The following is a 13,773-nucleotide window of genomic DNA, read 5'->3' on the forward strand; positions in this document are numbered from 1 at the left end:
GAGATAAGGTTTCGCCCCAATCATGCTCACCAACAGCGCAATCACGCTGGGTGGCGCACCAACTCATAGCAAAAGTCATAGCAAAAGCTGTACCAGTGATTTGTACTGAACCTTCGCGCAAGGCTCATACTCGAACGCAACAGAAGCCACTTACGGAGATCACCAATGGCCAGCATCAAGGCAAAGACTGCTCAAGAAATCCTGATGAACGATTTTCAGACCCTGGTGCACGATACCGAACGGTTGCTCGAACACACCGCCTCCCTGGCCGGTGACCAAGCCGATGAGCTGCGTGACCAGATTCACGACAGTCTTTTGCGTGCACGGGAAACCTTGAAGCTGACTGAAGATTCACTGCGCGAGCGTGGCGCAGCTGCCGTGACCGCTACGGAAGATTATGTACAGGCCAACCCTTGGCAATCGGTCGGTATTGCGGCCGGCGTGGGTTTCCTGATTGGCCTGCTGGCTACTCGGCGCTGATATGGCGATCGGCGAATCCGGCTCGTCGGCGACGGGCCCAAGCTCCTCACCGCGGCGCCTCGGTGCCGCTTTCCTTGGACTGCTGCACAGCCATGTCGAGTTGTTCGGCATTGAACTGCAGGAGCAGAAAGCTCGCACAGTAAGCCTGTTGCTGTTCGCAGGCCTGTCGCTGGTTTTTGCCTTGCTGTTGCTGGTGGGACTGTCGACGCTTGTGATGATCCTGTTCTGGGACACCTACCGCTTGGCTGCCATCATTGGACTTTGTGTGTTCTATACCTTGGCAGCAATCTTCTGTGCGATGCGTTTGAAAGCGGCGATTTTCGACGAGTCCTCGCCTTTCCACGGCACGCTTGAAGAGTTGGCCAACGATCGGGAGCGCCTGCTGCCATGAGCCTGCCTGAACTGCCTCATAACAACTCGCGCACAGAAATGCGCAAGGCCCTGATCCGCCTGCGTATGGAAATGCACCGGCAGGAAATTCGTCATGAATCCCAACAATTGCTGCAGCCCTTGCAGCGCATGCGGGGAATGACGCAGAACCTGCAAAGTGGATTTGGCATCAAGCACGCCCCGCTATGGGGCGTGGCGGCCGTAACGCTGTTGGGTTTCCTGACAGGTAAAGGCGCCAAGAGCGGCGGAACCAGCAGCGTTACCCGTCTGGTTCGACTGGGGGCCACATTGGGGCCACTGATCAAGCTTGTCATGCAAGGCTCATCGCGCAGGCCTTAATGCCATCATCTGGCTGCATTCTTGCAACATCACGGGATTGAACCTCTTTATCGAGAGGTTCAATCCTGCGTGCCTACCGTGTGCCCAGGTATCAAAACAAGACCTTACTAAGGAGGCCTCGTGATCGACGGGCAACCGCTCGCCTGCTTTCAGCCGTTCATTGATACCGCCACTGGCCGCATCGCGGGTGTCGAAGCCTTGGGTAGACTGCGTCATCCGGACGGTCATCTTGACTCGGTCGGCCCCTTGTTTGCCGACCCAAGAACACCAGCCATTGCTCTGCGTCGCCTGGACCGCCAGATCCGCGACAACGCCCTGAGCCGCCTGCACGAAGCGCCCGAGGACTGGTTTCTCAGCCTGAACATGTCGCCGCGGTGGGTCAATCGCCTGCGCCCGGATCAGGCGCTTCCAAGCCTTAAACAACTGGCCAAGCATGACGTAGACCCACGTCGCATCGTGTTCGAGATCACCGAATTGGGTGGAAATATCCAGCGATTGGCAGACGTCGTTGCCCGTTATCGGCAGGCGGGGGCACGAATCGCCATCGATGATTTCGGCGCCGGGTATTCTCAGCTGGATCGCGTACTGGCGTTGCAACCGGACATACTCAAACTGGATATGCGCCTGTTCCAGGCCGCCGCATTAGGTGGTCCCAGCAGTGACGTGGTCAAAGCTCTGGCTCAAATGGCGGAAAAGACGGGTTGCTGGATCATTGCAGAAGGGGTGGAAACCGACGCTCAGCTGAATTTTGCCCTGGAGTGTGGTTCGCGATACGTACAGGGTTTTCTATTCGCCCGGGCAGAAGAAGACTTTCATGAAACCGAAGCCTTCGTTGGGCAATTCGCTCAACTTCGCCAACGTTACGTTCAACAAAAACTGAGCGAACGCGGTCGTCTGATGAGGATGCGCCAACAACTCAGCGAGTTGATGTCCATTCTGCAAGCCTGGGCGCAAGCCCGTGCGCCACTTAGCGCATTACCACAGTTGGATGCATTCCCCTGGCTGTTGCGCTTTTATCAATGTGACCGCCACGGCACGCAGCTGACGCCGAACCTCGAATGGCGAAACAACGGCTGGGAGTCCGATAATCGCTACCTGGGTCATAATTGGTCATGGCGTCCCTACTTCTATCACTTGCTGGCGGAAGGTTGGGACGACCGCAGGTTGACGCTTTCCAGCACCTACCGCGACGCCACCACGAACCAGTACTGCCTGACGGCGGGGCAGTTTTTCGACAATGGTGAGCGACTGTTACTCATCGATATCGATGCTGTCGGACTGTAGCAGGCCGGGCGCGACAACGGTCCAGCCTGACCCACTCACGGGAAGCCGGTTGAGTGAGTCGTGCGTCGGACATAGTGCTGCGATCGACCGTCTTCACTCACAACACCGCTAAAAACCCTACAAAAAGAAACGCCCTCTGACTTCAACGCTCTCCGCCCAATCCATTAAATTGGCGAGCCAAGTGCATCGCATAGTTATCCGTCATACCACTCACGTAATCCAGAACTTGCATGATTGCACCGTACTCTTTGGAGACGCCTGCCTGACTGTCCAAATTCTTCAGGTCCAACCCAAAAAGCTCTACCACCCTGCGGGTCTTGGAATCAGCTACACCACCTTTTCTGACATAATCCAAAGCAGCAGAACAGCTCACATTGAGCAAGGTAGAAATGGTGCTATAAGCCCCGATTTCCAACTCGACCTTACGTGGATGCTGGAAGATTTCATCTCGAGCAAGGCCTTTGGCGGCTGATACACATTCACGCACGTTCTTATCACACAGATCCAGAATGCCTAATACTTTGCCGGTCATGATGTCGTTATGGTTATTCATGAAAGCAGCTGCTCCAGCATCTACAAAAGCTGAAATGACCTTTCCACGCACCATAGAAAGCCTGCGCCCCACCTTCATGCCCTGGATTTCTTTGACCAACTGATTCTTCTGGTGATCATCAAGAACAAGGCACAAGATTTCGAAGACCTTATCCCATTCAAGGATCCCCATCTCTACGCCATCTTCCAGATCAAGAATGGCGTAGCAGAAGTCATCGGAGACTTCCATCAGGTTAGCCAGTGGATGTCGACATCGCCACCCATCACCCAACTTCAACAAACCTGTCGCATCAGCCACTTCATTAAACAAATCCAATTCAGAACAGTAAATGCCATATTTGTTCTGGACAGGCCTTTGCCCATTAATAGCATCACCCGCCAACCAGGGGTACTTAATGAACGCCCCCAGTGACGCATAGGTTAGACGCATACCGCCTTCATAGGGATGATATTCCGAGGTCGTTAAAACCCTGAACCCTTGGGCGTTACCTTCAAATCTATGCAAATCAGTAGCTTCATGGAATGGCAAGTGTTCAATTAACTTCGCCCCCACATCATTGGAGAACCAGTGACGAATGGCTTCTTCACCCGTATGTCCAAAGGGAGGGTTACCGATGTCATGGGCGAGACAAGCAGTCTGAACAATATCACCAATATCAGACGCTGAATGTTGTTCCGGGATAAGTCTTTCGTTCAGAAGCTCTTGGCCTACTCGTACGCCCAGTGTCCGCCCTACACACGCCACCTCCAAACTGTGTGTGAGGCGATTATGAACATGGTCATTAGTAGCCAGAGGATGAACTTGAGTTTTCCGTGCGAGACGCCTGAAAGCCCCGGAAAAAATAACCTTGTCATGGTCTGAGTGGAAAGGTGACCGGCCTAACTCAGATTTTGGCGGCCGACCGCCAAGACGGGTGTTGTTCAGCAACTTGTCCCAACTCATTCTTTCCATCTTAGCCTCTCGAATCACTTACATAACACCCAATATAGCTCACTCACACCCCATTTCAAAACACATTGAAAAACGAGACCAACTTAAATCATCAGCACAACACAGTCTTATACGCTCACCTCATAAAGATTAAAATCCAAGTTCCAGCGCAGATCTCTCGGAGAGGCCCATCGCATAGGACCGGGTGGCCATGTCAATGGAGAACGAGACGGAACAGTCATTTCACCCTCTGAAATGGCTGATTTGCCTTTCCCCATCCAAAAGCACTCAACGCACACGGAATTGCCCTACACCGCCTGGCGCGCTGGCTGATCGATTGCACTTGAAGTCTGCGAAATAATCGCGCTCCGTCTGCTCGACGGATCAAGTGTGAGTGTTCCCATGTATAGAGAAGATTTACGCATCTTGGTGGTGGAAGATCATGCTTTTCAGCTCAGAGCGATTCAATGTTTGTTAAAAAGTTATGGCTTCAGTCACATCACCCTCACTGACAGCGCGGCAGGCGCAATACAACAGATGCTCGAAGTGTCGCAGCCGTTCGATATTTTGCTGTGTGATCAATGTCTGCCTGACACGCCGGGTCTGGACCTGATAAAAATGGCGAGCGACTTGAAATTAATCAAGCATGCCATCCTGCTCAGTAGCCTGACATCCACGGAACTGGACGAACTATCCAAAGAGGCCAGCATGTTAAAAGTGCCGTTACTGGGTTATTTACTGAAGCCCTTGCAACAATCAGAACTTAGAAACCTGTTGACCTTTGCACACTTATAACGCACCTGCACGAACAACACTTAAAAACTGTTTCTGAATCAGTTTTTCAACCCCACAACCTAATCGTCGGTCTACGCAATTAACCTCCTATAACTTGATCCAAGTCAATGAAAAAACCAATTGATGCGTAGTCTCTTTCTTGTTCTCATGTAGGAATTATCTGATATCACCCCTGTAGGTCTACCGATTCATGCGATACCAAGACTATCTGAGCTAAGGTGCGCGCTTTATTTGCGCTCATATGGGATTTGATTATGAACTCCGTTTTTATCGTCGACGACCACCCGGTTATTCGTCTCGCTGTCCGAATGTTACTGGAGCATGAAAACTTCAAGGTTGTCGGTGAAACAGATAATGGGGTCGACGCCATGCAGATGATTCGCGAATGCGTGCCCGACCTGGTGATTCTTGATATCAGCATTCCGAAACTGGACGGACTTGAGATTCTTACCCGCCTCAATGCGATGAACTCGCAGACAAAGACGTTAGTACTCACAGCACAAGACCCGACTCTTTTCGGAATTCGCTGCATGCAATCCGGTGCGTCTGGATATGTATGCAAACAGGAAGCCCTGAGTGAACTGGTCAGCGCCATTAAAGCCGTATTGTCAGGTTACAACTACTTCCCAAGCGCGGCGTTGAATCCGGTTCGCTGTGATGACGTGCGTTACGCTGAACTCGAACTATTCAAATCAGTCAATGATCGAGAATTGATGGTGCTACAACTTTTCGCCCAAGGCCGGACCAACAAGGAAATCGCCAAAGGCATGTTTTTAAGCAACAAGACTGTCAGCACTTATAAAAAACGACTCATGCAAAAACTTAAAGCCAAATCCCTGGTAGAACTCATCGAGATGGCAAAACGTAACGCGTTAGTGTGAGAGACAGGATGCCTAGTCGCACAAAGCAATTTTGGGGAGTGATGAGCGCAAGTTTATGCCTGATCACCTCAGTCCACGCCGCACAGCCCGAAAGTGAGGGGTATACGCTACTCAGTCGAACCCTGCCTGGACACCTGCAAGTCCAGCTGGATAGCTCACAACAAGCGTGGGCCGGCAGTAGAACGCGACTTGTCCTAGGGACATCAGCCCCCGACTATCCCCCCTTCGATCTGACCATCAGCAGCCACGAATATGAAGGGTTCACTGCCGACTATGCAGGTCTGCTCAGCGAAACGACAGGCCTGCCGATTGAGGTCAAACGCTACGCTTCCCGGGGCGATGCAATCGAGGCACTGGAAAAAGGTGACATCGATCTGCTCGGCACCTCGAACGGGTTCGAGGCGCAAAACACTGACGTTGTACTGTCCACTCCATACGCGGTCGATCAACCGGTACTGGTGACCCGGGAACGAGAAACAAGATCCCTTGCCGAAGGACTCGCCGGTCTGCGGTTGAGTATGGTTTACCACTATCTGCCAATGGATGAGGTGAAGGCGTTGTATCCCGATGCCATCATCACATCCTTTCCTTCGTTCCAGAATGCAATCAACGCTGTAGCCTTCGAACAGGCGGATGTCTTTCTCGGCGACGCCATTTCAACCCATTACATGATCAACAAGGGCTACCTCAACAACCTGCGCATGGCCAACTTCGGCAAACATGAAGCGCACGGATTCAGCTTTGCGGTCCACAAGAACAACCCGCAACTGCTTGGCATCATCAATGCGATGCTCACTGCTATTCCGAGCAGCGAGCGAGAAAACATTGCCAAGCGCTGGGGCGCAGGCAGTGACATTCTCCTCACCGATCATAATTTGCAGCTCACGGATCGAGAAAAAACCTGGTTGGCACAACATCCTGTGGTGCGCGTGGTGGTAAACGAGGCCTATGCGCCGCTGTCATTTTTCGACAGCGATGGAAACTTGCGCGGGGTCACCGCAGACCTGCTCGATCTGATCAGAATGCGCACCGGCTTGCGCTTTGATATCCAGCGCAGCCGCAACGATGGCGAGATGATCAAAAAAATAGAGGACGGCCAGACTGATCTGATCACCGCCCTGCTTCCCAGCGCCCAGCGCGAAACTGCCCTGAACTTTACCCGCCCATACCTGCAGAATTCCTTTGTGCTGTTGACGCGAAAGGCGTCCGACAGCCCGACCCAACTTGAGCAAATGCAAGGCAAACGCCTGACGATCGCCCAGGGCAATCCGTTGGTGGAGTACCTGCGTCGTGACTTCCCCGGGATCAGATTGATTGAGACCCCCGACACGTTCAGCGCCGTCGAAATGCTGGCCGAAGGTCAGGCAGACGGGGCGGTGAACTCATTGGTGATTGCCAACTACTTCATCTCCTCGCGAATCTTCGAACACCCTTTGCAAATCAGCACCACCATCGGCACCCGGCAGGCCGCGTTTTCACTGGTCACAGCCCGTGAATCCGAGGAACTGAACTCAATCCTGAACAAAGCGTTGCTGAGCATTGCGCCAGATGAACTGGGCGTCATCAACAGCCGGTGGCGTGGCTATTCGGCCTCAACGCAAAGCGCCTGGCGCAATTATCACCGGCTGTTCTATCAAATCGTCATCGGCGCCGGCGTGCTGCTGATGATTTCCGTTGCCTGGAACGCGTACATGCGCCGTCAGATAAAGCAGCGTCAGGCAGCCGAGCGCGCATTGAACGACCAGTTCGAATTCATGCGCTCGCTGGTCAACGGAACCCCTCATCCGATCTATGTGCGGGATCGCCAAGGCTTGCTGCAAAGCTGCAATGACAGCTACCTCGAAGCTTTCAACGCAAAGCGCGAAGACGTCATCGGTAAAAGTGTCATGCAGGGCAACTTGAGCAATGCATTTGAGGCACAGGAGTATCAGGCCGACTACCAACGTGTCGTGGCACAGGGCACTCCGCTGGTGGTCGACCGCGAACTGCATATCGGCGGTCGCCGGCTGACGATTTACCACTGGGTTCTGCCCTATCGTGACTCGAGCGGCGAGGTGCGGGGCATCATCGGTGGCTGGATCGACATCAGCGACCGACGACAACTGTTCGATGATCTGCGCTACGCCAAAGAGCGCGCTGATGAGGCAAACAGGGCCAAGAGCACCTTTCTGGCGACCATGAGCCATGAAATCCGCACCCCGATGAACGCTGTCATTGGCATGCTCGAGCTGACGCTAAAGCGCATCGAGCAGGATCATCCTGATCGTCCAGCCATTGATGTGGCCTACAACTCGGCGAGGGACTTGCTGGCATTGATAGGCGATATTCTCGATATCGCCCGCATTGAATCCGGGCACCTAAGCCTGAGCCCGGAGCGTGTGAACCTGCGAGAGATCGTCGCGTCGGTGGTGAGGATCTTCGATGGACTGGCTCACCAGAAAAATCTCGAACTGTTGCTGGATTACCACCCCGCCAATCCGGCAATCGATGTGGTGCTGGACCCGATGCGCTTCAAGCAGGTGTTGTCCAATCTGATCAGCAATGCCATCAAGTTTACGGATCACGGCCAGGTCAGGATCATCGTCATCCTCCAGCCGAGCGGTCCTGACGAGGTCCGGATGCACTTGAGTGTCGAGGACAGCGGCATTGGCATCACCGAAGAGGATCAGCAGCGATTGTTCGAGCCTTTTGCCCAGGCAGACAATTGTGCACAGGCCGGTCGGGTGGGCGCAGGGTTGGGGCTGATGATCTGCCGCAGCCTGTGTGAAATGATGGGTGGCAGCCTGCAATTGAGCAGCCAGCCGGGCTCGGGGACGCAAGTTCGGGTTTTGCTGCATCTCCCCACACTGGCACAGGAACAGGTATTGAAGCCGGTTGTCGAGGCACCAAAAGCCACGAGGATGCCCTTGAACGTTCTGGTGGTCGATGACCACCCGGCCAATCGCTTGCTCATGTGTCAGCAACTGGAATTCCTGGGGCATCGTTTCAGCGTCGCAGAAGATGGCGAAGCGGCGCTCGAAGCATGGAAGTCCGAGCCTTTCGACCTGGTCATCGCCGATTGCAACATGCCAGTCATGAACGGTTATGAGCTGGTTCGCGCCATCCGCCGTGAAGAACAGCGCGAGCACCGCTCACCCGTCATCGTCCTGGGTTTTACCGCCAACGCACAGCCGGAAGAAATTGAACGCTGTAAACAGGCCGGTATGGACGATTGCCTGTTCAAGCCTCTGACACTGACGGCATTGAGCCAATGGGTCGAAGGCATCAGCCCCGTGTTTCGTGGTGCAGCGTTCAGTCTCGAAGGGCTGCACCAGTTGACGGGAGGCAACCCTGCGATGGACTTGCGGTTACTGACCGAACTGCTCAAGAGCAATCGACTCGACCGAGAAGAATTGATGGGTTTGACCCGTTCCGACGACCTTCAGTCATTTCTCGATATCGCCCACAAAATCAAGGGCGCCGCCCGAATTGTCCAGGCTACGCGTCTGATCGACAGCTGCGAATCACTGGAAGAAGCCATTCATAGAGCCTTTCAACCTGACGTAGTGTCCGAATGCATCCTGGCGATGGAGCACGCCATGCTCGAACTTGAACAGGCGTTGCAACAACAAATAAGGCAGCACGACAGCACAATGGTGGAGCGTTAACTATGCTTGGACGCTGAGCAGTGAGTTAAACCTTTTGGAGAGATTGGCAATGCCCAGCCCACTGCGCCCGGACCAGCGACGATTCCCGCTGCATGTCCATATCAGCGTGATGTTCACATTCCTGTTACTGCTCACAGGCGTGGTGCTTGGTCTTTTCAACTATCACCAAACCACTCAGATCATTCTTTCGAGCAGTGAAAGACTCTTCGAACGTATTGAGCAAGACGTTCGCATGGACCTAAGCACCACGTATCAACCCATCCGCCACTTGTTAAGCCTGCTGGCGGACAACCCGGCGACTCAGACGGCTGATATTGGGCAGCGCCTGGCACTGCTCAAACCCTTCAGCCAGTCGCTCAAGGACAACCCCGACCTGGCGTCGCTGTATTTGGGCTATGCCAACGGTGATTTCTTCATGGTGCGTCCCCTGCGCACGCCCGACTTGAAAGCGCTCATCAAGGCGCCAGAGGCAGCAGCGTTTCAGGTGTGGAGCATTGAACGACATCTCACTGACAGCCAGGTCCACTCCCAGTCGCTGTTTTTCGATCAGGACCTCAAACTCGTCTCCCGCCTGGACCATCCTGAAGAGAATTACGACCCGCGTGCCCGCGGCTGGTTTTCCAGCGCTCGCACCGGCCAGGAACAGATCACCACCGAACCCTATATTTTCTTTTCCACGCACGATATCGGCACCACGCTGGCGCTGCGCAGTGGCGAACACGCAGTCATTGGAGCCGATCTGACCCTGGCTGAGCTGTCTGCGACCCTGGCCAAGCATGTCGTGACGCCCAGCACTGAAATCGTGCTATTCGACGCCGAGGGCAACGCCATTGCGTACCCCGACAGCAGCAGGTTGATCATCAATGATCAAACCGCGCATTTGATTAAAGCCGCGGATTTAAGCCCCAGTCTTGGCGCATTGCTTAACAGTCCCTCCAGAGGCAACCGGTTGGACGTCGCTGGACGGCAATGGATCGCGGCGCGCAGCAGCATGCAGGAAGGCGGCCCCAAAGGATTGCAACTGGCCTTGCTGGTGCCCGAGGACGAGTTGCTCGTGGATGCCTATCGCATGCGCTGGCAAGGCGCCCTGGTGACCCTGGCCACACTGCTGTTATGCCTGCCGCTGGGCTGGCTCACCTCAAGAGTCCTGGTCAAACCCTTGCGTGCGCTGGTACAGGAAGCCGATGCCATACGCAGTTTCGACTTCAACTTTCCTGCCGCCAAGCGCTCTCCGGTCCTTGAGGTGGACCAGTTAAGTGTGTCGATGGCGCGTATGAAAGACACCTTGGCGAGCTTTTTCCAGATCACCGACAGCCTCAGCGCCGAGACCCGCTTCGCCCCATTGTTGCAGCGGGTGCTGTTCGAGACGGTGAAAATCGGTCAGGCCCAGGCCGGTTTGATCTACCTGCGGGAAAACGACGGCGATCGACTTGAACCCCACGGGCTGGTCATCAACGACACCTCGCAGGCTTTGCCCCCCTTCGGTATTCAGGGGTACGACCCCCAATCTTTACAAAGCCCCGCATGGCTACGGCAACTCGCCCAGGCCGACACTCTCGTGACCAGCCTTGGTTACGAAGAAGCCGGTGATTTAAGCAAGGTGCTACTGGCGATGGAATGCCCTCGGGTACACCTGATCGGCATCCGGCTGCACAACCGTCACAACGAAACCGTCGGCTTGCTCATCCTGTTGTTGACAGACAGTGGCAACCATAGCGATCTGGAAAAGCTTCGCCCGGACCGCATCGCGTTTCTTCAGGCAGTCTCCGGTGCGGCGGCGGTATGTATTGAAAGCCAACGCCTGCAAACCAGGCAGAAACAACTGCTGGACTCATTTATCCAGCTATTGGCCGGCGCGATCGACGCCAAGAGCCCTTACACCGGCGGACACTGCCAGAGGGTGCCGGCACTGACCCTGATGCTTGCTCACGCGGCGGCAGCCAGCGAGGCACCGGCGTTCAGCGATTATCAACCGAGTGAAGATGAATGGGAGGCGCTGCACATCGCCGCTTGGCTGCATGACTGCGGAAAGGTCACTACGCCGGAATATGTGGTCGATAAAGCGACGAAGCTGGAAACCCTGAACGATCGAATTCACGAAATTCGTACCCGTTTCGAAGTACTCAAGCGCGATGCCTGGATCAGTTATTGGCAAGCCATGGCCATGGGCGGTGACGAGCAACACCTGGCCAAATTGCGCGATGCGAGTTTGGCGGGGCTGGATGATGATTTTGCATTCGTTGCCCGCTGCAATCTGGGCGGTGAGGCGATGGCCGAAGCGGATCTGCAACGGCTGGGCAAAGTGGCTCAACGCAGCTGGACAAGAACACTGGATGATCGGCTGGGGGTTTCCTGGGAAGAAAACCGGCGCCAGGCACGAACGCCGGCACCGAGCCTGCCGGTCAGCGAACCGTTGCTGGCGGACAAGCCCGAGCATTTGCTCGAACGCGCCGACAGCGAATTGATTCCCCCGGACAACCCCTGGGGGTTCAAGCTCGATGTGCCGCCTTACAAGTACAACCGGGGCGAACTCTACAACCTGAGCATTGCCCGAGGCACGCTCACCCGCGAGGAGCGTTACATCATCAATCATCACATGGTGCAGACGATCCTGATGCTCAGCCACCTGCCCTTCCCTGGTCACCTCGGCAACATGGCTGAGATCGCGGGCGGTCACCACGAGAAAATGGACGGCACTGGCTATCCCAAACAGTTGAAGCGCGAAGAAATGAGCCTGCCGGCCCGGATGATGGCGATTGCCGATATTTTTGAAGCCCTGACCGCCGCTGATCGCCCCTACAAAAAGGCCAAGTCCTTGAGCGAAGCGTTGAACATCATGGCGATGATGTGCCGTGACGCGCACATCGATCCGCAGCTGTTCGAGCTGTTCGTCAACGCCGAAATTTATCTGCGCTACGCCGACCAATTCCTCGACCCCAAGCAGATCGACGCCGTGGATCAATCAAGCCTGCTGGCAAAGGCAGGCTTGAAGAGCTGATCAGCAGTCAGTCAGGCGCAGGAAAATCGCCGCCAGCTGCTCGATGCCTGCCTGATCCTGGGCGGTAAAACGCGCAAGCTTTGGACTGTCGAGGTCAAGCACACCGATCAATCGACCATCCTTGACCAGCGGCACCACCAATTCGCTGTTCGAGGCGCTGTCGCAGGCAATGTGCCCTGGGAACGCGTGGACATCTTCAACCAACTGCGTCTGCAACGTCGCAGCAGCCGCCCCGCACACGCCCCGGCCGAAGGGGATCCGTACACAGGCAATCTGTCCCTGAAACGGGCCCAGTACCAGCTCTTCGTTGCGATTAAGGTAAAAACCGGCCCAGTTCAAATCTTCCAGCTGATTGAACAGGAACGCCGAGAACTGCGCCGCATTGGCAATGAAATCCCGCTCGTCCGCCAATAGCGACTTCAGCTGCGCGTGCAGCATGCCGTAGCCTTCCAGCCCCTGGCCGCTTTGTTGTAAATCAATCATACCTTGTGCTCCAACAGCTTGAGCCCGACCCAATAGCGGGCAAATTGATAGGCGCATCGACCGTTGCGATTGCCCCGCCCCGTGGCCCAGCGTACCGCCAGAATCTCCAGCTCTTCATCGCGCTGCCACGCGAGCCCGGCCTTGTCGGCCAGTTGCCCGATCCAGTGCTCGACAACGTTGAGGAAGTGTTCCTGGGTAAAGGGATAAAACGACAACCAGAGGCCGAAACGATCCGACAGCGCGATCTTGTCTTCCACGGCTTCACTGGGATGCAATTCGCCATCGACCCGCTTCCAGTTTTCGTTATCGCTTTCTTTTTCCGGCACCAGATGGCGACGGTTGGACGTGGCATACAGCAAGACATTATCCGGCGCCTGCTCGAGGGAACCGTCGAGCACGCTCTTGAGCACGCGGTAATCGCCCTCGCCCGATTCGAACGACAGGTCATCGCAGAACAGCACGAAGCGCTGGGGCAACTTGCCAATCTGTTCAACCACGCGAGGCAGGTCTGCCAGGTGATCACGTTCGATCTCGATCAGCCGCAGCCCGTTACTGGCGTGCTCAGCCAGCAACGCACGGACCAGCGAAGACTTGCCGGTGCCACGCGAGCCCCAGAGCAACGCATGGTTGGCGGGCATCCCATCGAGGAATTGTTGGGTATTGCGCCCTAGCTGCTCCAGTTGCCGATCGACACCGATGAGGTCGGACAGACGCATATCGAGGCTGACTTCAAGCGGCAGCAAGAAACCGCTCCGCCCTTCCCGCTGCCAGCGCGCGGCGAGGCAGGTTGTCCAGTCGATGGCTGTCCGAGGGGTCGGCAGCAGCGGTTCGATACGGGCCAGAACGGCATCAGCGCGTTCAAGAAAAGCATTCAATCGGGAATCCACGTCTTCTCCTCGGGCTCGTTCACAGTAATGATGGCGTTTCAGCGACCAAAGACAGCGTCCGGTTTGCGGTTCAGCCCTGGTTCATAGGCTTGCGAGAACTCTCGCG

General features: G+C 55.3%; 11 protein-coding genes. 8 read left to right on the forward strand and 3 right to left on the reverse strand.

Going from position 1 to position 13,773, the window contains the following annotated elements; translation table 11 throughout:
* The first annotated feature begins 165 nt into the window (after nucleotides 1-165).
* From ACA063_RS21200 to ACA063_RS21215, 4 genes are all read left to right on the forward strand, one after another.
* Nucleotides 166-480: an ElaB/YgaM/YqjD family protein gene (locus ACA063_RS21200; protein WP_162436334.1), complete on the forward strand. Its 315-nt coding sequence runs from the start codon at nucleotides 166-168 to the stop codon at nucleotides 478-480.
* Nucleotide 481: 1 nt separating this feature from the next.
* Nucleotides 482-871 (forward strand): phage holin family protein, encoded by a 390-nt coding sequence (locus ACA063_RS21205; protein ID WP_497663254.1) that lies wholly within the window; start codon nucleotides 482-484, stop codon nucleotides 869-871.
* The gene (locus tag ACA063_RS21210) at nucleotides 868-1,209 is read left to right on the forward strand and encodes a hypothetical protein (RefSeq protein ID WP_497663255.1); all 342 of its coding nucleotides are present in this window, start codon (nucleotides 868-870) and stop codon (nucleotides 1,207-1,209) included. Before ACA063_RS21205 ends, ACA063_RS21210 begins: the two co-directional genes overlap by 4 nt.
* A 120-nt stretch (nucleotides 1,210-1,329) precedes the next feature.
* Nucleotides 1,330-2,493 (forward strand): EAL domain-containing protein, encoded by a 1,164-nt coding sequence (locus ACA063_RS21215; protein ID WP_497663256.1) that lies wholly within the window; start codon nucleotides 1,330-1,332, stop codon nucleotides 2,491-2,493.
* A gap of 142 nt (nucleotides 2,494-2,635) precedes the next feature.
* Here ACA063_RS21215 and ACA063_RS21220 read toward each other — a convergent pair whose 3' ends face one another.
* A complete protein-coding gene (locus tag ACA063_RS21220; RefSeq protein ID WP_497663257.1) occupies nucleotides 2,636-3,997 on the reverse strand; it encodes a deoxyguanosinetriphosphate triphosphohydrolase in 1,362 nt (453 codons plus the stop codon).
* A gap of 381 nt (nucleotides 3,998-4,378) precedes the next feature.
* Between ACA063_RS21220 and ACA063_RS21225 the strand changes: the two genes are divergently transcribed.
* The 4 genes from ACA063_RS21225 to ACA063_RS21240 all read left to right on the forward strand — a co-directional run bounded on the left by ACA063_RS21225 (nucleotide 4,379) and on the right by ACA063_RS21240 (nucleotide 12,297).
* The gene (locus ACA063_RS21225) at nucleotides 4,379-4,771 is read left to right on the forward strand and encodes a response regulator (RefSeq protein ID WP_497663258.1); all 393 of its coding nucleotides are present in this window, start codon (nucleotides 4,379-4,381) and stop codon (nucleotides 4,769-4,771) included.
* 254 nt (nucleotides 4,772-5,025) lie between these two features.
* Nucleotides 5,026-5,652, forward strand: coding sequence for a response regulator transcription factor (locus ACA063_RS21230; protein ID WP_162436339.1), 627 nt, complete (start codon nucleotides 5,026-5,028; stop codon nucleotides 5,650-5,652).
* 8 nt (nucleotides 5,653-5,660) lie between these two features.
* On the forward strand, nucleotides 5,661-9,299 hold the full coding sequence (locus ACA063_RS21235) for a transporter substrate-binding domain-containing protein (RefSeq protein WP_497663259.1): 3,639 nt from the start codon (nucleotides 5,661-5,663) through the stop codon (nucleotides 9,297-9,299).
* A gap of 49 nt (nucleotides 9,300-9,348) precedes the next feature.
* Nucleotides 9,349-12,297, forward strand: a complete 2,949-nt coding sequence (locus tag ACA063_RS21240; protein WP_497663260.1) for an HD domain-containing phosphohydrolase — start codon at nucleotides 9,349-9,351, stop codon at nucleotides 12,295-12,297.
* Here the strand turns inward: ACA063_RS21240 and ACA063_RS21245 are convergent, their stop codons facing one another.
* Both ACA063_RS21245 and ACA063_RS21250 read right to left on the reverse strand, forming a co-directional pair.
* On the reverse strand, nucleotides 12,298-12,780 hold the full coding sequence (locus ACA063_RS21245; protein ID WP_497663261.1) for a GAF domain-containing protein: 483 nt from the start codon (nucleotides 12,778-12,780) through the stop codon (nucleotides 12,298-12,300).
* Nucleotides 12,777-13,667: an ATP-binding protein gene (locus ACA063_RS21250; protein ID WP_497663262.1), complete on the reverse strand. Its 891-nt coding sequence runs from the start codon at nucleotides 13,665-13,667 to the stop codon at nucleotides 12,777-12,779. Before ACA063_RS21250 ends, ACA063_RS21245 begins: the two co-directional genes overlap by 4 nt.
* Nucleotides 13,668-13,773 lie beyond the last annotated feature (106 nt).

This window comes from Pseudomonas sp. LBUM1643 (genome assembly GCF_059716215.1).